At 50.5% G+C, this 22,073-nt stretch carries 28 protein-coding genes; 20 read left to right on the top strand and 8 right to left on the bottom strand.

The genetic code is table 11. The features are described 5' to 3' along the window. Positions 1-10: 10 nt before the first annotated feature. From L1278_RS17310 to L1278_RS17275, 8 genes are all read left to right on the top strand, one after another. The gene (locus L1278_RS17310; RefSeq protein ID WP_253406283.1) at positions 11-298 is read left to right on the top strand and encodes a hypothetical protein; all 288 of its coding nucleotides are present in this window, start codon (positions 11-13) and stop codon (positions 296-298) included. 50 nt (positions 299-348) lie between these two features. Next, positions 349-639 (top strand): hypothetical protein, encoded by a 291-nt coding sequence (locus L1278_RS17305; protein ID WP_253406282.1) that lies wholly within the window; start codon positions 349-351, stop codon positions 637-639. An 11-nt stretch (positions 640-650) separates the two neighbouring features. Beyond that, on the top strand, positions 651-929 hold the full coding sequence (locus L1278_RS17300; RefSeq protein ID WP_253406281.1) for a hypothetical protein: 279 nt from the start codon (positions 651-653) through the stop codon (positions 927-929). A 141-nt stretch (positions 930-1,070) separates the two neighbouring features. Then, entirely contained in the window at positions 1,071-2,084 is a 1,014-nt protein-coding gene (locus tag L1278_RS17295; RefSeq protein ID WP_253406280.1) for an NAD(P)/FAD-dependent oxidoreductase, read from the top strand. Next, positions 2,084-2,407 carry a 2Fe-2S iron-sulfur cluster-binding protein gene (locus L1278_RS17290; protein WP_253406279.1) on the top strand — a complete coding sequence of 108 codons (324 nt, stop codon included), beginning with the start codon at positions 2,084-2,086 and terminating at the stop codon, positions 2,405-2,407. The genes L1278_RS17295 and L1278_RS17290 overlap by 1 nt, the downstream gene beginning before the upstream one ends. A gap of 469 nt (positions 2,408-2,876) precedes the next feature. Continuing rightward, positions 2,877-3,824 carry a cation diffusion facilitator family transporter gene (locus tag L1278_RS17285; protein WP_253406278.1) on the top strand — a complete coding sequence of 316 codons (948 nt, stop codon included), beginning with the start codon at positions 2,877-2,879 and terminating at the stop codon, positions 3,822-3,824. Positions 3,825-3,833: 9 nt separating this feature from the next. Then, complete coding sequence (locus tag L1278_RS17280) at positions 3,834-4,253, top strand: Fur family transcriptional regulator (protein ID WP_253406277.1); 420 nt, start codon at positions 3,834-3,836, stop codon at positions 4,251-4,253. Between the two features lie 77 nt (positions 4,254-4,330). Beyond that, complete coding sequence (locus tag L1278_RS17275) at positions 4,331-4,957, top strand: bifunctional 2-polyprenyl-6-hydroxyphenol methylase/3-demethylubiquinol 3-O-methyltransferase UbiG (RefSeq protein ID WP_253406276.1); 627 nt, start codon at positions 4,331-4,333, stop codon at positions 4,955-4,957. 61 nt (positions 4,958-5,018) lie between these two features. On the opposite strand, the gene L1278_RS17270 is transcribed toward L1278_RS17275, so the two are convergent. Beyond that, the gene (locus L1278_RS17270; protein WP_253406275.1) at positions 5,019-5,852 is read right to left on the bottom strand and encodes an AraC family transcriptional regulator; all 834 of its coding nucleotides are present in this window, start codon (positions 5,850-5,852) and stop codon (positions 5,019-5,021) included. Positions 5,853-6,086: 234 nt separating this feature from the next. Here L1278_RS17270 and L1278_RS17265 point away from each other — a divergent pair, with 234 nt between their 5' ends. The 8 genes from L1278_RS17265 to L1278_RS17230 all read left to right on the top strand — a co-directional run bounded on the left by L1278_RS17265 (position 6,087) and on the right by L1278_RS17230 (position 12,225). Further along, entirely contained in the window at positions 6,087-7,646 is a 1,560-nt protein-coding gene (locus tag L1278_RS17265) for an aldehyde dehydrogenase family protein (RefSeq protein ID WP_253406274.1), read from the top strand. A 77-nt stretch (positions 7,647-7,723) separates the two neighbouring features. Next, positions 7,724-8,074: a DUF779 domain-containing protein gene (locus L1278_RS17260; RefSeq protein ID WP_253406273.1), complete on the top strand. Its 351-nt coding sequence runs from the start codon at positions 7,724-7,726 to the stop codon at positions 8,072-8,074. Between the two features lie 371 nt (positions 8,075-8,445). After that, the gene (locus L1278_RS17255) at positions 8,446-9,336 is read left to right on the top strand and encodes a DMT family transporter (protein WP_253406272.1); all 891 of its coding nucleotides are present in this window, start codon (positions 8,446-8,448) and stop codon (positions 9,334-9,336) included. Positions 9,337-9,392: 56 nt separating this feature from the next. Then, positions 9,393-9,872: an META domain-containing protein gene (locus tag L1278_RS17250; RefSeq protein WP_253406271.1), complete on the top strand. Its 480-nt coding sequence runs from the start codon at positions 9,393-9,395 to the stop codon at positions 9,870-9,872. 74 nt (positions 9,873-9,946) lie between these two features. After that, a complete protein-coding gene (locus L1278_RS17245; RefSeq protein ID WP_253406270.1) occupies positions 9,947-10,372 on the top strand; it encodes a hypothetical protein in 426 nt (141 codons plus the stop codon). A 65-nt stretch (positions 10,373-10,437) separates the two neighbouring features. After that, positions 10,438-11,238: a HipA family kinase gene (locus L1278_RS17240; RefSeq protein WP_253406269.1), complete on the top strand. Its 801-nt coding sequence runs from the start codon at positions 10,438-10,440 to the stop codon at positions 11,236-11,238. Continuing rightward, positions 11,216-11,599, top strand: coding sequence for a DUF3037 domain-containing protein (locus tag L1278_RS17235; protein ID WP_253406268.1), 384 nt, complete (start codon positions 11,216-11,218; stop codon positions 11,597-11,599). Before L1278_RS17240 ends, L1278_RS17235 begins: the two co-directional genes overlap by 23 nt. A gap of 65 nt (positions 11,600-11,664) precedes the next feature. Then, the gene (locus tag L1278_RS17230) at positions 11,665-12,225 is read left to right on the top strand and encodes a M48 family metallopeptidase (protein ID WP_253406267.1); all 561 of its coding nucleotides are present in this window, start codon (positions 11,665-11,667) and stop codon (positions 12,223-12,225) included. A 68-nt stretch (positions 12,226-12,293) separates the two neighbouring features. Here L1278_RS17230 and L1278_RS17225 read toward each other — a convergent pair whose 3' ends face one another. The 5 genes from L1278_RS17225 to L1278_RS17205 all read right to left on the bottom strand — a co-directional run bounded on the left by L1278_RS17225 (position 12,294) and on the right by L1278_RS17205 (position 15,683). Then, the gene (locus L1278_RS17225) at positions 12,294-12,551 is read right to left on the bottom strand and encodes a hypothetical protein (protein ID WP_253406266.1); all 258 of its coding nucleotides are present in this window, start codon (positions 12,549-12,551) and stop codon (positions 12,294-12,296) included. Between the two features lie 96 nt (positions 12,552-12,647). After that, a complete protein-coding gene (locus L1278_RS17220) occupies positions 12,648-13,544 on the bottom strand; it encodes a cyanophycinase (RefSeq protein ID WP_253406265.1) in 897 nt (298 codons plus the stop codon). Between the two features lie 31 nt (positions 13,545-13,575). Further along, a complete protein-coding gene (locus L1278_RS17215; protein WP_253406264.1) occupies positions 13,576-14,010 on the bottom strand; it encodes a hypothetical protein in 435 nt (144 codons plus the stop codon). An 8-nt stretch (positions 14,011-14,018) separates the two neighbouring features. Continuing rightward, positions 14,019-14,894 carry a TIGR02587 family membrane protein gene (locus L1278_RS17210; protein ID WP_253406263.1) on the bottom strand — a complete coding sequence of 292 codons (876 nt, stop codon included), beginning with the start codon at positions 14,892-14,894 and terminating at the stop codon, positions 14,019-14,021. A 15-nt stretch (positions 14,895-14,909) separates the two neighbouring features. After that, positions 14,910-15,683: a transporter gene (locus L1278_RS17205; RefSeq protein WP_253406262.1), complete on the bottom strand. Its 774-nt coding sequence runs from the start codon at positions 15,681-15,683 to the stop codon at positions 14,910-14,912. Positions 15,684-16,356: 673 nt separating this feature from the next. On the opposite strand from L1278_RS17205, the gene L1278_RS17200 reads away from it, so the two are divergent. After that, positions 16,357-17,019, top strand: a complete 663-nt coding sequence (locus L1278_RS17200) for an outer membrane beta-barrel protein (protein WP_253406261.1) — start codon at positions 16,357-16,359, stop codon at positions 17,017-17,019. Positions 17,020-17,026: 7 nt separating this feature from the next. Then, positions 17,027-17,743, top strand: coding sequence for a hypothetical protein (locus tag L1278_RS17195; RefSeq protein WP_253406260.1), 717 nt, complete (start codon positions 17,027-17,029; stop codon positions 17,741-17,743). A gap of 85 nt (positions 17,744-17,828) precedes the next feature. Here L1278_RS17195 and L1278_RS17190 read toward each other — a convergent pair whose 3' ends face one another. Both L1278_RS17190 and L1278_RS17185 read right to left on the bottom strand, forming a co-directional pair. Further along, entirely contained in the window at positions 17,829-18,569 is a 741-nt protein-coding gene (locus L1278_RS17190) for a (Fe-S)-binding protein (protein WP_253406259.1), read from the bottom strand. 2 nt (positions 18,570-18,571) lie between these two features. Further along, a complete protein-coding gene (locus tag L1278_RS17185) occupies positions 18,572-19,432 on the bottom strand; it encodes a hydroxymethylglutaryl-CoA lyase (protein WP_253406258.1) in 861 nt (286 codons plus the stop codon). Between the two features lie 266 nt (positions 19,433-19,698). Here L1278_RS17185 and L1278_RS17180 point away from each other — a divergent pair, with 266 nt between their 5' ends. Further along, a complete protein-coding gene (locus L1278_RS17180; RefSeq protein WP_253406257.1) occupies positions 19,699-20,547 on the top strand; it encodes an SDR family oxidoreductase in 849 nt (282 codons plus the stop codon). 13 nt (positions 20,548-20,560) lie between these two features. Next, complete coding sequence (locus L1278_RS17175; protein WP_253406256.1) at positions 20,561-21,991, top strand: aldehyde dehydrogenase; 1,431 nt, start codon at positions 20,561-20,563, stop codon at positions 21,989-21,991. Positions 21,992-22,073 lie beyond the last annotated feature (82 nt).

Raw genomic sequence — 22,073 nt, 5'->3', positions numbered from 1 at the left:
AAAACACATCATGGAAAAAACATTGCAAATCGGGAGTGTGGTCAGCTGGCTGTTTGGCTTCCTCTTTCTGGCGATCGGGTTCATCAATACTTTCTGGGGCAACGACGCCGGCTATGGCCTGTTCGTTATCCTGCTGTCGTTCGCTTTCTTCCCTCCCATGACCGCTATTCTGCGGGAGGCAACAGGCTTCTCTATTCCATGGGCAGCTAAAGTCATCCTGGGAATCTTTATCATCTGGTCGGCACTGGGTGTGGCTGAATTGTTTGATAAGATCGACCTGATGCTGATGGACTTTTAACATTTCAAAATTCAGAAAAACAAAGTATTTTCATCATAAACAAAACAGATATGGTAACGCAAAACAAAAGACTTTTCGGCATAGTGCTCACAGTAGTTGGCCTGCTGCTTATCCCCCTCATCGCCATGCAGTTCACAAACGAGGTAGACTGGGACCTGCTTGACTTTGTAGTCATGGGTATATTGCTGCTCGGCACGGGACTTATGGCGGAACTGGTGATTCGGAAAGTCAAAAACACTGAATCCCGGCTCGTCATCATTGGCATCATTCTGCTGGTCTTATTCCTTATCTGGGCAGAGCTGGCTGTCGGTATTTTCGGAACCCCGTTTGCAGGTAGTTAAACAGTCGCATCATGAAAACTCATACCTTAACTTTTCCCCTACTCGGCTGGTTTTTCGGCCTGGTAGTCGCAGCCGTTGGTGTCCTGAACCTGGTGCTGGTACACCCTGTTCCCGGGCTCGTATACCTGTTCCTTTCGCTTGTCTATCTCCCTCCGACGAATGACTACCTCAAGCGGCATCTGAACTTCTCTATACCTGTGGTGGTTAAAATTATGCTGGCCATCGTCTTGTTTATGTTCACACTAGGCGTGAGCGACCTCGGTGATATGCTGGATAAAGCGCTTATGTAATAACATCTGGCGTATTAGAAATGGGGCGGTTTATGGCAGATGCTGTGAGCCGCCCCATTTTATAACAGAAATTGCTATGGATGCTTGACACATGGCCGTATCTTTACGGTAGAAAATTGATTGATCAAAAGACAATTTTAAATGGACAGAATAACAACCGATATATGCATTGTGGGCGCAGGACCTGTGGGACTGTTCGCAGTGTTTGAGGCAGGCCTACTGAAAATGCGCTGCCACGTAATAGATGCCCTGCCGGTGGTAGGTGGCCAGTTGGCCGAGATCTACCCTAAAAAACCAATCTATGATATACCTGGCTTCCCGTCGATACTGGCCGGTGAGCTGGTTGACAACCTGATGAAACAGATTGAGCCTTTCCACCCTACCTTCACGTTGGGAGAGCGCGTGGAGGAATTAGACAAGCAGGAAGACGGCTCATTCATTGTGCGCACTTCCGAGGGCACCGAGATTGCCTGCAAAGTAGTGGCGATTGCCGGCGGACTGGGTTCATTTGAGCCCCGCAAACCAGCCATCGATAGCCTTGAAAGCTTTGAAGGCAAAGGCGTGACGTACATGGTGCGCGACCCAGAGCTATTCCGCAGCAAGAAAGTGGTGCTAGCCGGCGGCGGCGACTCTGCCCTGGACTGGGCCATCTACCTGGCTGGTGTGGCTGAAGAGCTTACACTCGTACACCGTGGCTCTACCTTCAGGGGAGCGCCGGAATCGGCTGAGAAAGTGCTGACCCTGGCTGAGGAAGGACAAATTAAATTGCTGCTGAAATCGAACGTGACGCAAGTGCAGGGTAATGGCAAACTGGACGGTGTAACTGTGCTCATCGATAACCAGACCGAGTATCAGATCGAGACCGACTACTTCATTCCGCTTTTCGGACTGGTGCCAAAACTGGGGCCGCTCGAGAACTGGGGACTGGACCTGGAAAAGGGCGCCATTGTGGTAAACACCGTAGACTACTCTACCAATATACCGGGCGTATACGCCATCGGCGACATCAACACCTATCCGGGCAAACTCAAGCTGATCTTGTGCGGTTTTCACGAGTCGGCATTGATGGCGCAGAGTGCTTACAACATCATTTACCCGGATAAGAAGTTTGTGCTAAAGTATACCACTGTAAACGGCATACAGGAGCTAAGCTAATGGAGGATCTGATCAACATTCACGTAGAGTTGCCGGACGGCAGCCGCGTGACGCTGGAAGCTCCGACGGACATGGGACTTTCGGTGATGGAAGTGATGAAGGCCAACGAACTGAACGTGCCTGCCATTTGCGGCGGTATGGCCATCTGCGCTACCTGCCACGTGGAAGTGCTCAAAAGCGGCGAACTGCCTGAGCCCGGCGATGACGAGGCTTATATGCTTGAAACGCTGCCCCACGCCACGGCAACCAGCCGCCTCTCCTGCCAGCTGCGCGTCAACCCAGAACTCGATGGCCTGGTAGTGCGCCTGATGCCGGAAGCCTAACTGCTATACCTTAAGCGCTATACCTTATACCTGAAAAACCGGAAAGCCATACCTGTAAAGGGTATGGCTTTTTGTTTGGCTATACCTTAGCACTTGCATTTACGAAGCCGCCGCATAAGCTACTGCCCTACAAACGGGCATCAAACACTCAAAGCAGAAGTATTGCCACAGCGCAGTGCTGATATTGAAAAGGACTCAAACAGCAAGTAAAAACCGTTACAGGGGTTGGGGACGGAATCTATGATAGTACCTCATTGACACCAGCCGATGTAAGTAAAGCAAAGGAGGTTGCCCAGAAGACGATAATTTCGTCATACCTTTCCGAGACAGGTTACTTGCTTAACCCGATAAGCCGATCAAATAATGGTGGTAATAGCGCCTCTGATACTCGCCTTCAAGGAAAAAGTTTGCAATAGAATTGCACTCTCCCCTGGGCTAAATTTGTGACATCAATTTAAAAGGAAATAGTATGGGACACGACCACGGACATAGCCATTCGCATAGCGCCAATAAAAAGACCTTAACCATTAGCCTGGTCATTATCTCGGCTTATATGGTAATAGAGGTTATTGGCGGATTGCTTACCAACAGCCTTGCTCTGTTAGCAGATGCCGGACATATGCTAAGTGATGCGGCATCATTGTTCATCGCGCTGATGGCTTTTAAATTCAGTAGCAGGGTAGCTGACTATAGCAAAACCTATGGTTATAAACGCTTCGAAATCTTAGCTGCCGTTATTAACGGAGCGACACTGATACTGATTTCAGGGTATATCATTTATGAAGCCATCGAAAGGTTTCAAAACCCAACGGAAATTGCGTCGGGTGGTATGCTCATCATTGCGTTCATAGGCTTGATGGTAAATGCGCTTGTCGCCTGGATTATGATGCGCGGCAGCGATGTGAAAGACAATCTGAATATGCGGGGAGCTTACCTGCACGTCATCAGTGATATGCTTGGGTCGGTTGGTGCCATCGTAGCAGCTCTGCTCATTATGTTTTTTGGTTGGGCATGGGCAGACCCTTTGGCTAGTGTCATTGTTTCCTTATTGGTATTGCGAAGTGGTTATCTGGTTACCAAATCCTCAGTTCATATACTAATGGAGGGCACTCCGGAAAATGTTGAGATCGAAAAAGTAACAGAAAAAATCCTGAATACTGAAGGCATCAACGGCATTCACGACCTGCATATCTGGACGATCACAAGCGGACTGAATGCACTAACCTGCCACGCTATTGTAGATGAAAAAATGACTATTGGAGAAAGTGAAACGATGCTTCGGAAAATAGAGCACGATCTGGAGCATTTAAATATTCAGCATGTGACGATACAATTGGAAACAGCTGATCATCTGCACGATAATTCAGTATTATGCGTTGCTAAAGCAGAGCCAGCCGCACACCACCACCATCACTAAGAAACTCGAATGCAAAAGGACACCGAAGTTAAGCTGACCGAAAAAAACACCAGGCCAACAAGTATGCGCATTTTGGTCTACGATTTTCTTGCTGCTCAGAGGGCAGCCTTATCGTTATCGGAAATTGAGGAACAGCTTCATTATGCAGACAGAATTACAATTTACAGGACATTAAAAACTTTTGAAGAAAAGGGCATCATACACAGTATTCAGGAAAACGCGACCACAAAGTATAAACTGTGTAGTGATGAATGTGATGAACATACCCATAAAGACTGGCATCTGCATTTCTACTGCAAAATATGCAAGAAGACCACCTGCAAGGAGAATATTGTAGTGCAGGAGAACATCAAAGGTGATTTCAGAATTGACGAGGTCCGGCTGTTTGCAAAAGGCATATGTGAAGACTGCCTTGATGAAACTTTGTAATCGTATTGCGGATCGACAACCCTCAACTTAGCAACATTAGAGAGACACCCTTTTAGTTCGAATTTAAAGAAAATGCTATGTCAGAATTCTGGGAGTCAAGCTTTAGGGACAAAAACACGATGTGGGGATTTGAGCCTGCGGATGCTGCCCTCGCAACCCTGAAATTATTTAAAGAACATCATCTTGAAAAAATCTTGATACCAGGCTTTGGCTATGGCAGAAATGCAAAGCCCTTCATCGATGCCGGATTCAAGGTAACCGGAATTGATATCTCAAAAACTGCCATCCACCTGGCCCGCAAGCATTACGGAAGTAACATAACTATACATCATGGACCTGTCAGCGCTATGCCGTTCGACCAGGAATTATATGATGGAATTTTCTGCTACGCCCTCATTCACCTGCTAGATGAAGAGGAGCGGATCAAACTGATTGACGATTGCTACAAACAACTAAGGCCAGATGGCTATATGGTTTTTGTGGCAGTTTCAAAAAATGATGCAATGTATGGGAGTGGAAAAGAAGTAAGTAAAAACAGATTTGAGAACAGGCATGGCGTACGGTTATTCTTCTATGATTCAAATGCTGTTGAAAAAGAATTTGGCAGGTATGGATTAATAGAATCGAAGGAGATCGATGAACCAGTCGAAAATATGGGAAACAGACCTTCTCTAAAATTCTGGCAAATAATATGTCAGAAATAAAAATGCCTCCGGCTAACATGCTACAGGAGGCATAGTTCAGCAGACACCTTGCCCTACACCGTTAAACAGGAAAAATCCGCTCTTTTGCCTGTTTCTGGAATTGTTCCGGCGTTTGTCCGGTCATTTTTTTGAAGAACCTGCTGAAATACGACCTGTCTTCAAAACCAAGGCTGTAGCCAATTTCCTGTATATTCTTTGCGCTGGCGACAAGCTGCTGCCTGGCCTCCACTACCAGGCGCTCCTGCAACAACTGCGTGATTGTTTTTCCGGTCTTCTGCTTCAGGATTTGGTTCAGACGTTTGGGTGTGATGTTCAGTTTATCGGCATAGAACGCCACCGCTTTCTCTTCCCTGAAGTGGTGCTCCAGCAGCAGCAGGAAATGGTATACCCGTTTCTCATTAAGCCCCTGTCTGGTTAAGGTCTGCGCTTTATACTGCATTAGCTTCAATAAAAATGCCTTCAGCAGCGCTTTAAGCACCAGAAAATTCTCCTGCTGCTGCTCATACTCATCTTTAATGATCCATAGAATGCTCTCCAACGTAACGGCCATGTCCTCTTCCAGCAAGATGGTGGAGAAGCTACCCGCGCCTTTCCCAAGAAAAAGCCTGATCACATCCAGCGAAAATTCTTTTACCTCATAGTCCAGCACCGATTTATGAAAGGCGATCAGCGTTCCTTTTTTGCCGGATTTTCTGGGGCGTGGGGAGCGGTTAGCCGGAATCAGGTATAGCCAGTCTCCTTTCACGCGGGGGGTACCCTCTTGTATAAAATGGATAGGCTCCTCATCCTTCAGCCAGGCAATTTCAAAGTAATCTTCCCGGAAAGGGCTTTCAAAATATACCTGTAAGGGTGCTTCAAGCGGGCTAATCAGAAACAGGTCTTTGTCCGGATTCATAGGCTATCTGATAATAAGCAAAGTTTTAGTGTGAGAGCGTAATCCATTAGCTCAACCTCTCGGTTGCGCTCCAATATTATACCTTAATACCCCTGAGCAATTTCCCTTTTGTCCTACCTTATGGGAAGTCTGTACTACCCCCTGCGCCTGATATTGTTGTAAATTTGTAACAGATGCAGAGACAGTGGCATGCCGCACTTAAATATATTCAAACACATTTAAAGATATAAAATTATGAGCACAACAGTATTAGAACCAATTATAGAAAACGGTAAATCCGAAAAGAAATTTTATAAATTCCCACAACTCAAAGGCAAAGAGCTACCACGCAATAACTTTATCGGTGGGCAATTTGTCCCACCAGTGAAAGGAGAATATTTCGATAACATTTCACCCATCAACGGGAAAGTTTTTGTGCAGGCAGCCCGTTCTTCCCAGGAAGACGTGGAGTTGGCACTAGATGCGGCACACAAGGCATTTCCTGTTTGGAGCAAAACTTCTGCAAAAGACCGCAGTAACGTCTTACTAAAAGTTGCGCAGAAAATTGAAGACAACCTGGAGTACCTGGCTACTGTCGATACCATCGACAACGGTAAACCGATCCGGGAAACACGTGCAGCAGACCTTCCGCTGGTAGTGGACCACTTCCGCTACTTTGCCGGTGTGATCCGTTCTGAAGAAGGTGGTATTTCTGAGCACGACGAAAACACAGTGAGTATTGTATTACACGAACCGATCGGGGTGGTTGGTCAGATTATTCCGTGGAACTTCCCGCTGCTGATGGCCGCTTGGAAAATTGCCCCTGCCTTGGCTGCCGGTAACACAATTGTCCTGAAACCGGCGGAGCAGACCCCAACGAGTATTCTAGCCTTGGTGGAGTTGCTCACTGACGTACTACCAGCCGGCGTGCTGAACGTAGTAAACGGTTTTGGAGCAGAAGTTGGTAAAGCGCTGGGTACTTCCCCAAGGATCAGCAAGCTTGCGTTTACCGGCTCCACCGCGACAGGTAAACTGATCATGCAGTACGCTTCCGAAAACATCATTCCTTCTACAATGGAACTGGGCGGTAAATCACCGAACATCTTCTTCCCGTCCGTGATGGATGCCGACGACGAGTTCTTTGACAAAGCCCTGGAAGGAGCCGCGTTCTTTGCCCTGAACCAAGGTGAGATTTGTTCTGCGCCAACCCGAATTCTGGTGCACGAGAGTATAGCCGACGCCTTTACAGCCCGCGTAATTGAACGTGTGAAAGCTATTAAACCCGGTAACCCGCTGGACGGTGACACCATGATCGGTGCGCAGGCATCTAAGCCGCAGTACGAAAAGATTCTGAACTATATCAAGATTGGCAAAGAAGAAGGAGCCGAAATACTGGTAGGTGGTGAAGTGCAGAAACTGGATGGTGAATTGGCCGATGGGTACTATATCCAGCCTACTATCCTGAAGGGCCACAACAAAATGCGTGTGTTCCAGGAAGAAATCTTTGGTCCGGTAGTGTCGCTTACCACGTTTAAGACGACCGAAGAAGCCATTGAGCTCGCCAACGATACCATTTACGGACTGGGTGCCGGCGTCTGGACCCGTGATGCGCATGAAATGTACCAGGTGCCGAGAGCCATACAGGCCGGCCGTGTCTGGGTGAACCAGTACCATACATACCCGGCGCACGCTCCGTTTGGTGGCTACAAGCAGTCGGGTTACGGTAGAGAAAACCATAAGATGATGTTGGATCATTATCGCCAGACAAAGAACATGCTGATATCTTATGATAAGAAGAAGCAAGGTTTCTTTTAAGCTAAAGTTTGTCATTATCCTGAAATCACCTGGGGCTTCCTCAGGTGATTTTTTTTGATAGTTTAACAGATTGAAATATGGAAAAGATACTAGCAACAGATAAAGCAAAAGAAGTGATCAGCCAACTGAAAGAACGCTACGGCGAGCTGATGTTTTACATGAGTGGCGGTTGCTGCGAAGGCTCGCAGCCCATGTGCTACGAGAAAGGAGAATTTAAAACGGGCACCCGCGACGTGCTTATTGGTGAGGTGGAGGGCTCTGAATTCTATCTATCGGAAGAGCAGCACAACTACTACGAGTACTCCCAACTGCTGTTAGATGCGGCACCCGGTATGGGCGGCGGCTTCTCGCTGGAAACTGTGCTGGGTATGGCGTTTAGTATAACAACGCACGCGCTCATCTCAAATGAGGAGGCTGGTGTAGTATAGTCCGCCCTATAGGCTATACACTTTAAAATAGCTCTCGGGTAGGTTTTGAGAAGTAGGAACTCCAGGACAGCATACCTTAAAAGAGCCTGTAGGTGAAAAGCTTACGGGCTCTTTTTGCTTTACGCTCAACAAGGAAATAGCATCTTATGAGGCTGGCAGCAGCAGGGGAATTGACAACCTGATATGAAACGGCGAAAGTCAAGTAGTAATATTACATGTATGATTAAGTTTAAAGCTGCTAACAAGAAACCTGTACAATCTATACCTTATACTTGCCTTGGAAACATTGTGACCTTAGCAAGAATAAGGTCTAGACTAGCTGAGGCTGCGCGCAATTGTATACTTTTGCATGAAGTCCCACGTCTATACACATGACTAAACCGCGCCTTGCCCTGCTCATCGGCATTATCTGTATCTCCATTTTCCCGGTGTTGGTAAAGCTAAACTTCACACCGGGCTTGATATCGGCCTTCTACCGGATGGCCATTGCGGCCGCGCTACTGCTGCCCTTCGTGCTGCTGACCGGGCGCCTCCACATACCGCCTACTCCGATCCTGTTGCTGGCCGTACTGTCGGGTATCTTTTTCGCATCGGATGTGGCCGTCTGGAACATTGCTATCCAGCAGTCCACAGCAACACAGGCCTCTCTGCTCACCAACCTGGCCCCGGTGTGGGTGGGTGTGGGCTCATACCTGTTTCTGGAGAATAAGCCGGCGCGTAACTTCTGGATCGGGACAGTAATTGCCCTGCTGGGTATGGTGCTGCTGGTGGGTCATGAGTTTTTCCTGGAGCTGCGCTTCGACCTGGCCTTTATGTTCGGTGTGCTGTCAGGCATTTTCTACGCCGTGTATATCCTGCTGAGCAAACATGTGCTGGAACGCATGTCGGTCCTTTCCTTTATGACGATCAACCTGCTCTCTTCCTCTATCTTTCTGGGTATAGTGTCCTACCTACTGAACGAACCTTTCAGCGGCTTTTCGGAGATGGGCTGGCTGGTGCTGTTGGTGCAGGGTATCTTGTGCCAACTGGTGGCCTGGCTGCTTCTTAGCTATGCTACGCAGCACATGCGCGCCACCCGCGTATCCCTGAGCCTGCTTAGTCAGGCACTGCTGGCCTCGTTTCTGGCCTGGTTGTTCCTGGACGAGCAAATTACGCTGCGGATGGTAGCCGGTGGCCTGATCCTTTTGTCCGGCATCGGGGTCACGTTTTATGCCGGCGACATCTCACTGCGTAGAATCCTTGGCCGGTACAGACAGGTATAGGCTTCTGTTTCTGCAGGTATGCATCTAATCAAAAAAACGTTACATCAATTTATACTATGAAGAAATACCTTATTCTCGCCTCCATTTTTGCTCTGACCCTGAGCGGATGCAACACAGCCAAAAACGCTGACCAAACTGCCGATAGCAGCGCTACCCCTACTACAGGTATGGAGCAGCACGATCAAACCATTACCGAAAAACGCTGGAAACTGGTAGAGTTGGAGGGCCAACCCGTTACCATGTCCGAAGAGCAGCAAACCGAAGCACATTTTGTGCTCCATACGGAGGGCAACAAGCTAACCGGAAACGGGGGATGTAATGTCTTTAACGGTACCTATTCCCTCTCCGAAGGCAACCGGATCCAATTTTCCAGGATAGCAACGACTAGAATGTACTGCGCGGGTGTGGAGAAGGAAGGGGAATTCCTGAAGGTGTTTGAGTTGGCCGATAACTATACCCTGCACGGCGACACGCTGATGCTGAACGTGGGCCGTCGGGCGCCACTTGCTAGGTTCCATGCGGTATACCTGCGCTAATGCCCTTGTTATACCTTGCTTCTCAAGCATGTAAAAATTTGCTATCTTTTTAAAACTAAAAGATCATACCCTCTATGCACCCCATCCTTCGTAACATCCTGGCTGTTGTGGCAGGCATCGTAGTCGGCAGCGTTGTTAACATGGCCCTGATATCGGTCAGTGGAACCGTTATTCCGCCGCCAAACGGAGCTGATGTGACTACTACAGAGGGCCTGCAGGCGACCATGCATCTGTTTGATCCGAAGCACTACCTGTTTCCCTTTCTTGCACACGCACTAGGTACGCTGACCGGTGCTTTTCTGGCCGCCACAATCGCAGCTACGCATAAGTTTAAGTTTGCCATGTCCGTCGGTGTCTTTTTCCTGGCCGGAGGTATAGCCAGTGTGTTCATGCTCCCCTCCCCTGTCTGGTTCACGGCACTGGACCTGACGGTCGCCTATCTACCGATGGCTTATATAGCATACCTGCTCTCACAGCGGTTAATTTTAGCCCGAGCCTAAGAAGGTGAAAGAATCTGCCGCCGCTATACCTGGCCGGAGCTTTAGAAATTTCGTAAGTTGCACCTATGAATCACAGATCACCGGAGATCCGGACCGTAAACGTTATCCGTTACATCACGCCTTTACGCGAAGGAGGGTCCCTACCCGCCATTGTGGAGGCCGATGACGAGTTTCTGTACGTCCTGAAGTTTAGGGGCGCGGGCCAGGGCATCAAAGTCCTGATTGCCGAACTGATTGTGGGGGAAATTGCCCGGGCACTGGGCTTCCAGATTCCCGAGATCGTGTTCATGCACCTTGACGAAGCTTTTGGTCGCACTGAACCAGACGAGGAGATACAGGACCTGCTCCGCGCCAGCGAAGGCCTCAACCTAGGCTCGCACTACCTGCAGGGCGCCATCACCTTCGACCCTGTCGTGACGACCATCGATACCGACCTGGCTTCCCGCTTCGTGTGGCTCGATGCCCTGGTAACCAACGTGGACCGCACCGCCCGGAACACCAACATGCTCATGTGGAAGAAGGAGCTCTGGCTGATCGACCATGGCGCTTCCCTCTTTTTCCACCACTCCTGGGACAATTGGGAAGAGCAGGCCAATCGCCCGTTTGCCATGATCAAGGACCACGTGCTCCTGCCGCAGGCCAGCGAGTTGGAGGCAGCTGACAAGGCCGGTCGCGAAACACTGACGACCGCCCGCATACAGGAGATCCTAGCGCTTATACCGGACGAGTGGCTGACCGGTGTAGAGTCGCCGTTTGATACAGCTGAGGAACACCGCCAGGCCTATGCCCGCTTCTTCGAGATCAGATTAGCCCAATCAGACATATTTGTGAAAGCCGCCCAAGATGCAAGAAAGACACTTATTTGAGTACGCCGTGATTCGGGTGGTGCCGCGGGTGGAGCGGGAGGAGTTTCTGAATGTGGGCGTCATCCTGCTCTGCAATTCCCGTGGCTTTTTGCAGATCCGCTATACCTTAAACGAGGCGCGCCTGCGGGCCGTGTTCGGTGAACTGGATATGGAGGAGCTACGAGCCCGCCTGCAGGCTTTCGAGAAAGTGTGCGCCGGCCGACGCGAAGGCGGGCCGATTGGTCAGCTGGGTACGGCCTCCCGTTTCCGCTGGCTCACGGCCAACCGCAGCACCATCGTGCAGACTTCTGCTGTGCACCCCGGCCTTTGCCTCGACCCTGTTGAGACGCTGGATAAACTGCACCGCGATCTGGTGTTATAGACACTTTGGCTGCAACTCAACTTGCTCCGCTTTTTGTTATATTCGCACAGACCAGACGGCACCTTATGAACATCTCCCGCATCATCACCATCGTCCTGACCATCGGCGCTATCGTGTTTGTGGTCCTGATTCTCTCGGATCCTTACTTTTTTGCGAGTACCAAAAAGATGCGAAAAAATGCGGAGTCGAAGCTGGAGGAAGGCATCATGGGTAACCCAAACGCGTTCAAGGAAGCCAGCTATTTCTTCAATTCCTTGATCGACCAGGGCCACGGCGACCGCCAGACCTACGACCTGCTCTACTGGAGCTACCGCTACGACAAGAATTTTGCCCAGGCCGAGGAAACCCTGGGCGAAGCGTTGGAGGTATACCCAGATGATCTTGGCTTTTTATACCACCGCGCCGAAATGCGCCTGGAGTTAGGCAGGTATGAAGAGGCGCTGGAAGATTACAATGCGATTATACCTGCAGCCAAAAGTGAAAGCTTCTATTACGACGCGCTTTATGGTCGTGGCGCCGCCAGGTATAAGCTAGGCCAGGAAAAAGAAGCGGAAGCAGACAGGGTAAAAGCGCAGGCGTTGACGCAGGATACCCTGCAGACGTATACCGTATATTTTAAGGAGTAGAAACCTTATTCCAGTTGGCCCTAGTGTTTGCTTGTTGATGTTAAGAGCCCCCGCTTCCCGGCCCAAAGTCAGAGCAGGATAAGCACCAGTTCTCCGACGGCATCGAGCAGGTATACGTTCCGGATCACATCATTCAGACTGTAGTACACATCAATAAACCCAAGCCCGGCGGCACCGCCTATACCTAGCCATTTGATCTCAGGTGTTACCCGTCTTTTTATACCTGCCGCCAACAGTAACAGCCCGATCACCGTAATCAGCACCCCGACCGTGCGTACCAGCCACAAGTCATCCTTCGGGCCGGTCACCCAAATAAAACTGGGCATGTGCACAAGCGGCCATATACCGGTAATCGCCCAGTACGCGCCCTGTATTTTTGATATAAGTGAAAGCCTGTTCAAGCACTTAGAATCATTTACTGCTTAAATATGTAACTGGTGGTAGGTGGGCAAGGTATAGGTTTCGCCTGCCGCCAGCAGGTGCACTTTCATATCCCGTACCGAAAAGGGTTCACCTGTTTTGATATCGTAGATGTTGGTTTCCGTAATACCCAGGCCATCCACGATCGTTACCAGACCGGAGCCGAGTACTTTTATCTCAGAGCCTTTGGTTACGCAGATGGCCGTGTCCTCTTCCAGCCCGATGCCGATACAACCCGGGTTGGTGGCGATGCATTGCGACACCCTAATGATGCGACCGCGCTGTATAAAGTGTGTGTCGATGGCCACGTTTTTGAGAAACTCCAGTCCGGTGGTGATGCGCACATCGCCTTTGATATAGCCACCCTGCGTTTCGCCTTCGTAGATCATGGGTGTGGACATGGCGGCAGCTCCTGCGCTGGTGCCGGCTATGATAAAGTCATCGTCGTAGGTATAGCGCTCCTTTATGAGTTGCAACACCGGCGACCCGCCCAGTATGGCCGTGAGCCGCAGCTGATCGCCACCCGTGAACATGATGCCAGCCGCGCGCTCCACCATCTCCAGAAATTCAGGCCTGCACGCATCCATGCGATTGCGGATATCCAGTACTTCTACATGTTTCACTCCCAACTTATGAAACTCTTTGATATAATCCTGTGAGATTTCATCAGGTTCGGTTGAGGCTGTTGGCACTACAGCCACCATCGGCTCATTGCCTTTGAGGGTGTCGACAAAGTATTTCATGATCTCCTCACTTTCGAAGTCTGCATTTTTACTCTGTTCTTCTGACAGCTCCTTGTTTCCTTTGTCCTCACGGCCTCCTATGGCCAGTAAGCATCCTTTGGGTATTGGGGCTTCCTTGTGCTGCTTGTGTCGTTCAGATACTCTTTTCTTCGCCATTATTTTGCTCCTTTCTTATAGCTTTTACTCATCAAGGTCTTTTGTAACTCACTACACGTGCCACCAGCGTATCGGCGCTGGCCGGGTCCTCCTTAAAATTCACCCAACCTTCCCGCTTCGAATCCTTCGGGGAAAAGGCGATGCTCAACTCTGCACTTTCTACTTCTTCTCCTCCGCTTTCGGTTGTGAGCTCCACCTGCACTTCCTCTGCGGTTTCACCTCCCCTGTTATGCACTACCACCCGGTAGCGGTGAGGCGCGTTGGCCGAAGGATCGTGATAATACTCTAAGGTCAGGTCAGGCGAAGACGGCTCGTGGGTATAGGTCATATAGCTCAGGTATGCCAGTATAGTCAGCACCAGCACCAGGCTAACGCCAAACACCGTCCACTCCAGTCCATTTTTATCATCGTCATCTCCAGCCCTGTCTACCTTTTGCTTCTTGTCAATAGCTTCTTTTTCTTTCATTCTTTTGGTTACTTAATAAGCAAACGTCCTGCTGAGGCGCCTAAACTGGACAGTACGCCCAGCACGATGCATTGGGCAAAGGCTGTCTCAAAGCTAACCCCCTGGAAGCGTCCGAAAAACCAAAGCAGAAATGCTGAGGCCGCCACTGCTGTCAGGTAACTCAGACAGGTGTCCATGGTAATCGCAAAGGCCAGATTTCCCTGCTGGTGTTCCCCAGTACCTTTGAAATCGCTGAAATAAACCACCACCATACTCATGGCGAGTGAGAGCACGGCCATCAATAAAATGTGCACCGGCCTTGCCCCGGTTGCCAGCACTAGGACTTCCTCGGTGGGGGCCACATTACCGCCCACTACGATGCTGCCGCAAAGCGCCAGCACCACCAGGCTGACCTTGCTTCGAAGCCCGGTGCGCCAGCCCGCTTCCTTTGCTTCTACGTGCACTTCATCCTCTTCTTCCGGCTCATCTTCCGTGCCACCGAGCTGCGCCGTTCCAATCGATACGCCGATGGAAACGGCCATGGCCTCGACAATGATCTTTCCCATGATCTCATCAATCGACATCTCCCCTAACTGAATGCGGTTGAGCACAAACAGCACCCCGAAGGCCAGCACGATGCCCAGCCCCATCTCCTCCACCGAGTCGATGAAGACGCTGCGCCACGAAACTCCCGGTCGCATACCTGCATAACGGTTATACCCCAGCAATAGCAGGTAGGTAACCAGCACCATGATCAGTAACTGACCAGGCGAGGCTGTAAAACCCGCCCACCATACCTCCATGGTATAGAGCAAAGGAAAGCTAAACAGCAGCCCTCCCGCTATACCCCGGGCATACTCCTGCAGCGATTTCCGGACGGGTCTTGTATTCTTCTTATCTGCCATACCTGCTACCGGACGTTAACGGGGTAAGCGAAAGGCCAGACCCGTCGTGATAAAATGCTGCGGCGCTACCTTGTTCAGCCGCCTTCCTGCCGCCACATCAAACTGCAGATTGGGCAGCAGCAGGTAAAGTATCCCCGCATCGGCCAGGTGCTCTGCCGGCTCGCCTTTGCCCTTGCTCCCAAAGACCTCCAGGTATAGCGACACCTTATCGACAAACTGCCGGGTGATGTTGGCACCGTAGGATGACTCTGGGTTGCCATCGGTCCAACCATAGCCCAGGTTATAAGTCAGGTCCGTTGTTTCGGTGAGTGCGTTGCTAAAGCCCAGATTGAACTGAGGCTCTACGTTATCTGGTTCGAAAACCTCACTGGCCAGAGGCAACGCCAGCATGGCGCTTATCGCGGCCTCCGGGCGCCAGCCGCTTTCTTCCCAAAGCCGTACCCTGGTTCCGACACTCAACGGTCCCCACCCCTTGACATGGCGCCTTGTCCCGTTCTCGATGACAGAGTCTTTGACGGCACCCTGCAGGCGCAGCTCAACACCTTCTAATAGGCCGATGCGCAGCAGCGCTGTGGGGTAAGCATAGGTCCTGATTTTAGAGGTAAGCTTCTGATAGTTATAACCTGCCTCCAACTGTACATACCCACGTGAGACCACGCTGGGCCCCTGCGAATTGTCAGGCCTGTCAGCGTTTAGCTCCTCCCGTTCCTCCTGCGCCTGCGCCGGTAATATAGGTATGCAGAACACAAAGCTCAGCAGTACCAGCATGAGCATTTTCGTTGATTTCATTGCCTTGTGCACCTCGGTGCGTTTGTTGCGCTTTATACGCTAAAGGATGCTGCAGGTAGGCTATACAAGGCACAAATACCGCTTTGCACGGAGTGAGGCCGTATATTACCGCAAAGCATGAACAAAGGCCGAAAGTTTATAGAATTCCTACGATCTGTCAGGTCGACACATTACAGCAGCTGATGGCCAGCCGGATGATAAGTTGAAATTGAAGAGGGATGATAAGAAGGAAAAAAAGGGAGCCGGCTCCAACCGCCTGCATTAAAAATAACAGATACCGGCTCCCCCTAAACATGCACAAACCGCTAAACGCACCCCAGATAGCGGCAAGCGCACGATCATCTTAAAAACAGCGCTCGTTTAGGCAGGGTACTCGCCAGGAGTCAGCCGCATGGTCTAACCAACCTAAAACCAAGAGGCCCCACTGCCTTATCCGTGTTTTGATTTCTTATACGATAATGATTTGGGGAGGTCACCTTAAAAGTTACTAATTAGTTGTTTTACAGGCATTTTCAGTATTCTCTGCCTGTCCCCTACGTGTTTTTACGCAACCGATAAGAAGCCCCGCAGCAACGGTATCCGGTTATTAGCCCTTCTTTACATTAAAATATTCTAATATTCCTATGCTGGCACATTAATTGCGCTTCATGTGTCCTAACCTTAAAAAACAAACATGAAGAAAATCTTTACAACTGCCATGCTGGCATTACTGGGTGCCGGGGCTTATGCTCAAACGATTCCCCAAACAACACAAGGATCCATCGTTGTATCAGGATCGGTAAGCTTGAGTAATGAAACCTCCGAAAATACGAGCTATGAACCTGCAAGTAAAAACACCTACCGCTCCATCAATCTGTATCCCTCGGTAGGTTACTTTATTCAGGATGGTCTCGAAATAGGTACAGGTATAGGTTTGAGGCATCAGACCAGTATAAATAAAACAGACGAACTTAAAACTACAAGCAGAACGAAAACGATCAGCCTCAGCCCCTACGTCCGGAAGTATATACCGCTTTTTGAGCAGCTTCATCTGCATGGCACAGCCTACGCATCTTTCGGGATTGGCAACACTACCGCCAAAAATAACCAGGGCTCATCATCGGAGGTTGTGAGCACCCATCAAAGTGTAGGTATAGGTGCTTACCCCGGGCTCACTTATTTTGCCACGCCACGGCTAGGGTTCACGGCTACATTTGGCTCGCTCTCTTTTGAAAACAGCAGGGAAAAGGCGGAAGAAGCGCAGTCCTCCGACTGGAGCAGAAAAAGCAACTATTTCAGGGCCGATTTTTCTCCAAACAGCATCAGCCTGGGTTTAAGTTATTTCATTTCACGCTAACCCGACGATGATGAAAAAACTGACTTTATTAGCCATTGTGGGTTTGCTGGCATTCAGCGCACAGGCGCAAACCACAAAAGGCACGCTGGTGCTGACGGGAAAACTGGGCTACACGCAGGCGAAATCAAAACACGACAGGGAAAAAAACAACCCAATCTCTGAGTATGAACTGTCTGATTACACGATAGCCTCGTCTATAGGATTTCTGATCAAAGACAACCTGGAAATTGGGGTGACAGCGCACAGGTATAAGTTACATCAGGAGGATGCAAACTATTTCGAAAATCTCAAAAGTACCTGGGAACGAAGGGAAAACAACAAAGGTGTGAGCGTGTATGCCAGGCAATACAAGTACCTGACAGAGAAACTGGCCCTGCACGGCACCCTTTCGGCAGGAATCAGCAATCAGATCACTTCTTATGTAAGTAGTATGGATGGACAATATCCATACACAAATAGAGATGAGCATGATGACATGTTGTTTAAGGGCTCCCTTTCACCGGGTATTACGTTTTTTGCCTCCAAAAAGCTAGGGATTCAGGCGGGACTGGGCGCGCTCACTTTCAGCCACTCTGTTACGGACTCTTTTGGAGAATACACGCGTTATAATGGCTCTCCAAGTGAGCTGCAACGCAGGGAATATACCGTGAAAAGGAATGTGCTGCGGTTTGACTTCTCGAGTATGCACCTGAATTTCGGGCTCTCCTATTTTATAGGTCAGTAAGATCGTTTATACCTGTAAATAAACAGCGGCCTCACCCTTTCCAGGGTGAGGCCGCTGTGTTATACCTATACCTGTAGTTTATACCTTACCAGCCACTCGCCAGCACGTCGGCAATGTGCATAGTTTTGATCGGCTTCTTGTTTTTCTGAATGTAGCCGTTGAGGTGCATCAGGCAACTGCTGTCGGTCGAGATGATATAATCGGCGCCGGTAGCCAGCGCATTTTCCACTTTCTGCTCGGCCATCGCCACTGAAATGGCCTCGAACTTCACGGCGAAGGTGCCGCCAAAGCCGCAGCAGGTTTCCGTGTCTTCCATCTCGATTATTTCCAGCCCGTGCACGCCTTGCAGCAGCGCACGCGGCCCTTCCTTGATGTGGCATTCGCGCAGGGCGCTGCAGGAGTCGTGGTAGGTGGCCTTGCCATCGAGGCGGGCGCCGGGCACCTGCGATACTTTGAGCACATCGGTTAGAAACTCCGTCAGCTCGAACACCTTTTTCTGCATGGCGCGGTACTTCACCAGTTTGGATGACTTCACAAAGATGTCCTGGTAGGCGTTGCGCACCATCCCGACGCAACTTGCCGAGGGCGCCACAATGTAATGCGACGTTTCATTCGAAAAATCATCGAGAAACTTATTGGCTACTTCGCGGGCCTCGTCAAAAAAACCGGCATTGAAAGCAGGCTGTCCGCAGCAGGTCTGGTTGGGGTTGTAGTTTACCTCACAGCCAAGTCCCTCAAGTACTTTTACCATGCTCATACCTGTCTCGGGATGCAGCTGATCCACAAAGCAGGGAATGAAAATATCTACAATTGTTCTTCTTGCCATAATCAGGAGAAAACAGAGCCTGAAGCTGCCAGCGCAGCAGCAAAAGCCTCTTTGTCGAGCTTCAAATTTAAGGCATTATTTTCGAAGTAGCTGACCAAATTTTCTGTTGCCATGTTGCCCACCAGTTCATCTTTGGCCATCGGGCAGCCGCCATACCCGCGCATGGCCCCGTCAAACCGGCGGCAGCCCGCTCCGTAAGCAGCCTCCACTTTCTCGTGCCAGCTGGTTGGTGTGGTGTGCAGGTGCGCTCCAAATTCGATATGCGGGAAAGCAGGCACCAGTTCGCTGAACAGGTAGGTGATATTCTCCGGATTAGAAACGCCAATGGTATCCGAGAGGGAAATGATCTTCACACCCAGCTTATCCAGTTCTTCTACAAAACGAATGACAGTAGCCGCATCCCAGGGGTCGCCGTACGGATTGCCAAAGCCCATGGAAATATAGGTGACGAGCGTTTTATCCTGGCGCTGGCAAATATCCTGAATCTGAGCCAGTTGGGTCATAGCCTCGGCGATGCTCTTGTTGGTGTTGCGCTGCTGAAACGTCTCTGACACCGAGAGCGGAAAGCCCAGGTAATCGATCGCTTTGTGTGTTGCCGCCTCCTCAGCGCCCCGCACATTGGCAATGATAGCCAGTAGTTTAGAACGGGTGCTGCTCAGGTCCAGGCCGGCCAGCACGTCGGTGGTATCGGCCAGTTGCGGGATGGCTTTGGGTGATACAAAGCTGCCAAAATCGATCGTGTCGAAGCCCACCTGTAGCAGCTTGTTGATGTAGTCAATTTTGGTTTGCGTAGGTATAAAATCATGCAGGCCCTGCATGGCATCGCGGGGGCACTCAATTATTTTGATGGGATCGTCTGTCATAGAAAAGCGAGTTTGGTCGTTTTGCCAAAGATACAAAGAAGCATAGGTCAGAGTAGGGAAATTCCACGAGAATTTATACCTGATACAGCCAGCACGGTTGATGGTATAACACCTATGCAGCCACCCGAAACGCAGCCAGGTATAGCATGGTTTCGTTTACGCACTGTGCACGCATCTTACTGAAGGTAAGGGTATAAAAATTTTTGTATATGATCTTATTCTCCTATATTATGCTTGCGAAATGCACCAAATGTCTAAAATAAAGCATGACCCACATCAGGAAAAGTACAGTCCTCATTACTGGAGGAGCTTCGGGCATCGGCAAACTGATGGGCAGCAAATGCCTGCAGCGCGGTGCCAGCCGTGTACTGGTGTGGGACATTAACCCTGCTGGCTTGCAACAGACTTATCAGGAGTTCAGTGAAGCTGGTTACGAAGTGCATACCTGGCAGGTGAACATAGGCGATACAGCACAGGTACAGCAGGCGGCACATGATGTACAAAGCCGCTTCGGCGCACCGGAAATCCTGATCAATAATGCCGGAATTGTGGTAGGCAAACCTTTTGTGGAGCACAGCATGGCCGAGATTGAGCAGACGCTGCAGGTCAATGTGCTGGGCGCCATGCTGGTGACCCGGGCCTTTTTGCCAGCCATGGTCAAACGTGGATCCGGCCATATCGTGAACATTGCCTCGGCTGCGAGTCTGCTTCCCAATCCGAGGATGAGTGTGTATGCGGGGAGCAAATGGGCAGTGCTCGGCTGGTCTGAAAGTCTGCGATTGGAACTGGAACAAACCGGACCCAACCTGAAAGTAACCACCGTCATGCCCAGCTACATCGACACAGGTATGTTCGCGGGCGTAAGAGCGCCGCTGCTCACCCCGATCCTGCAGCCCGACGCGATCACAGAAGCCATTTTGAATGCTATAGAGCACAACAAGATCCTGCTTCGCAAACCTTTTATCGTGAATTTACTCCCCTTGCTTCGTGGCATTTTACCCACCCGTGTCTTCGATACGGTGGCGGGCCGCTGGTTTGGGGTCTATACCTCTATGAATGACTTTACCGGCCAACCGGCTGCCGATCCAAAACCGGCTTACGCAACCAAACCCTAACCTTTCACCCGCTATGAATTCAACAAACACCTTTGTAACCAAGGTCATCCCCGCCAGGGAAGCAGACCCACAGGCCGTGCTGGACCTGCTGCAGCAGCAACGCGCCTTTTTTGCCGGAGGCCATACCTTAGATGTCAGCTTTCGGAAAGAGCAACTCCAACGATTACTGGAGGCTGTGCGCAGTCACGAGCAGGAGCTCATTGATGCCATGTACACCGACTTCCGGAAACCGGCTTTTGAAACGTTTACCACCGAGATAGGCTTCGTTGAAAAAGAGCTGCAATTGGTGCTTAAAAATATCGTGCGCTGGGCCAGACCAAAGGCCGTCAGCGAGACGCTCCTTAACTTCCCGGCCCGCAGCTACATTTACTCGCAGCCTTATGGGGTGGCCCTCATCATCGGTCCATGGAACTACCCGCTGCAACTGGTGCTCAACCCCTTGATTGGTGCCTTGGCGGCTGGCAACTGTGCCATCATCAAACCATCCGAGCTCACGCCTGCCACCTCAGCAGTTATTGCCCGCCTGATCGCCAAAACTTTTGATCCCCGATTAGTTGCCGTGGTGGAAGGTGGTGTGTCCACGACGCAGCACCTGTTGGCGCAGCGTTTTAACTACATCTTTTTTACGGGTAGCACCCAGGTGGGCCGCGTCGTGATGAAGGCTGCCGCTGAACACCTTACCCCTGTGACGCTAGAGTTGGGCGGCAAAAGTCCTGTGATCGTGGCTGAAGATGCTGACCTGGGATTGGCAGCACGACGTATTGCCTGGGGAAAGTTCATGAACGCCGGCCAAACCTGCGTGGCCCCTGATTACCTGCTTGTGCAGGAGCAGGTAAAGGACGAATTGATCGAACGACTGCGCATTGCCATTCAGGAGTTTTATGGCGACTCCCCCCGGCACAGCCCGGACTTCGCACGCATCATCAACGATCGGCACTATCAGCGACTGAACAGCTACCTGCAGGACGGCGTGGTGCGGATTGGTGGGCAGCACGATGCAGAGAGCCGCTTCATCGCCCCAACTGTGCTGGACCAGGTGGACTGGCAACACCCGGTTATGCAGGACGAAATTTTCGGACCTATTCTGCCTGTGCTCACCTATACCCACCTGGATGATGCCATCCGGCAGGTGAATGCCAGGGAGAAGCCCCTTGCCCTTTACTTTTTCTCATCTGACAAATGGGAACAACAGCAAGTACTGGAGCAGGTGCACTTTGGAGGCGGCTGCATTAATGATACCATCTCGCACCTCATAAACCCCAAATTGCCTTTTGGCGGTGTAGGCGAAAGCGGCGTGGGCAGCTACCACGGGCGGGCCAGCTTTGAGCTGTTCTCTAACCAGAAAAGTGTTGTGCACCGCGGCACCTGGCTTGACCTTCCGCTGCGCTACCCGCCTTATGGCAATCGCTTGGCATTAATCAAAAAGGTGTTTAAATGGCTATAAGCCCAAGTATAGGTACAGGTATACCTCGTGTAACTAGGTAGCCGTGCCATAGCGCTTCACGTATGAAAATATATGTGGCAAT

Source organism: Pontibacter sp. HSC-36F09, assembly GCF_024171605.1.
Taxonomy (GTDB): domain Bacteria; phylum Bacteroidota; class Bacteroidia; order Cytophagales; family Hymenobacteraceae; genus Pontibacter.
Note: the sequence above shows the minus strand (reverse complement) of the source record. Positions and strands in the feature narration are given on the sequence as shown.

Excerpts from the sequence above, each read along its gene's own strand:
- L1278_RS17180 (WP_253406257.1), top strand. The coding sequence starts at position 19,699 with ATGACCCACATCAGGAAAAGTACAGTCCTCATTACTGGAGGAGCTTCG.
- L1278_RS17285 (WP_253406278.1), top strand. The coding sequence starts at position 2,877 with ATGGGACACGACCACGGACATAGCCATTCGCATAGCGCCAATAAAAAG.
- L1278_RS17210 (WP_253406263.1), bottom strand. The coding sequence starts at position 14,894 with ATGGCAGATAAGAAGAATACAAGACCCGTCCGGAAATCGCTGCAGGAG.
- L1278_RS17220 (WP_253406265.1), bottom strand. The coding sequence starts at position 13,544 with ATGGCGAAGAAAAGAGTATCTGAACGACACAAGCAGCACAAGGAAGCC.
- L1278_RS17205 (WP_253406262.1), bottom strand. The coding sequence starts at position 15,683 with ATGAAATCAACGAAAATGCTCATGCTGGTACTGCTGAGCTTTGTGTTC.
- L1278_RS17190 (WP_253406259.1), bottom strand. The coding sequence starts at position 18,569 with ATGGCAAGAAGAACAATTGTAGATATTTTCATTCCCTGCTTTGTGGAT.
- L1278_RS17270 (WP_253406275.1), bottom strand. The coding sequence starts at position 5,852 with ATGAATCCGGACAAAGACCTGTTTCTGATTAGCCCGCTTGAAGCACCC.
- L1278_RS17235 (WP_253406268.1), top strand. The coding sequence starts at position 11,216 with ATGCAAGAAAGACACTTATTTGAGTACGCCGTGATTCGGGTGGTGCCG.
- L1278_RS17265 (WP_253406274.1), top strand. The coding sequence starts at position 6,087 with ATGAGCACAACAGTATTAGAACCAATTATAGAAAACGGTAAATCCGAA.
- L1278_RS17240 (WP_253406269.1), top strand. The coding sequence starts at position 10,438 with ATGAATCACAGATCACCGGAGATCCGGACCGTAAACGTTATCCGTTAC.
- L1278_RS17295 (WP_253406280.1), top strand. The coding sequence starts at position 1,071 with ATGGACAGAATAACAACCGATATATGCATTGTGGGCGCAGGACCTGTG.
- L1278_RS17195 (WP_253406260.1), top strand. The coding sequence starts at position 17,027 with ATGATGAAAAAACTGACTTTATTAGCCATTGTGGGTTTGCTGGCATTC.
- L1278_RS17290 (WP_253406279.1), top strand. The coding sequence starts at position 2,084 with ATGGAGGATCTGATCAACATTCACGTAGAGTTGCCGGACGGCAGCCGC.
- L1278_RS17175 (WP_253406256.1), top strand. The coding sequence starts at position 20,561 with ATGAATTCAACAAACACCTTTGTAACCAAGGTCATCCCCGCCAGGGAA.
- L1278_RS17305 (WP_253406282.1), top strand. The coding sequence starts at position 349 with ATGGTAACGCAAAACAAAAGACTTTTCGGCATAGTGCTCACAGTAGTT.
- L1278_RS17280 (WP_253406277.1), top strand. The coding sequence starts at position 3,834 with ATGCAAAAGGACACCGAAGTTAAGCTGACCGAAAAAAACACCAGGCCA.
- L1278_RS17230 (WP_253406267.1), top strand. The coding sequence starts at position 11,665 with ATGAACATCTCCCGCATCATCACCATCGTCCTGACCATCGGCGCTATC.
- L1278_RS17275 (WP_253406276.1), top strand. The coding sequence starts at position 4,331 with ATGTCAGAATTCTGGGAGTCAAGCTTTAGGGACAAAAACACGATGTGG.
- L1278_RS17245 (WP_253406270.1), top strand. The coding sequence starts at position 9,947 with ATGCACCCCATCCTTCGTAACATCCTGGCTGTTGTGGCAGGCATCGTA.
- L1278_RS17310 (WP_253406283.1), top strand. The coding sequence starts at position 11 with ATGGAAAAAACATTGCAAATCGGGAGTGTGGTCAGCTGGCTGTTTGGC.
- L1278_RS17300 (WP_253406281.1), top strand. The coding sequence starts at position 651 with ATGAAAACTCATACCTTAACTTTTCCCCTACTCGGCTGGTTTTTCGGC.
- L1278_RS17225 (WP_253406266.1), bottom strand. The coding sequence starts at position 12,551 with ATGCCCAGTTTTATTTGGGTGACCGGCCCGAAGGATGACTTGTGGCTG.
- L1278_RS17255 (WP_253406272.1), top strand. The coding sequence starts at position 8,446 with ATGACTAAACCGCGCCTTGCCCTGCTCATCGGCATTATCTGTATCTCC.
- L1278_RS17260 (WP_253406273.1), top strand. The coding sequence starts at position 7,724 with ATGGAAAAGATACTAGCAACAGATAAAGCAAAAGAAGTGATCAGCCAA.
- L1278_RS17200 (WP_253406261.1), top strand. The coding sequence starts at position 16,357 with ATGAAGAAAATCTTTACAACTGCCATGCTGGCATTACTGGGTGCCGGG.
- L1278_RS17215 (WP_253406264.1), bottom strand. The coding sequence starts at position 14,010 with ATGAAAGAAAAAGAAGCTATTGACAAGAAGCAAAAGGTAGACAGGGCT.
- L1278_RS17250 (WP_253406271.1), top strand. The coding sequence starts at position 9,393 with ATGAAGAAATACCTTATTCTCGCCTCCATTTTTGCTCTGACCCTGAGC.
- L1278_RS17185 (WP_253406258.1), bottom strand. The coding sequence starts at position 19,432 with ATGACAGACGATCCCATCAAAATAATTGAGTGCCCCCGCGATGCCATG.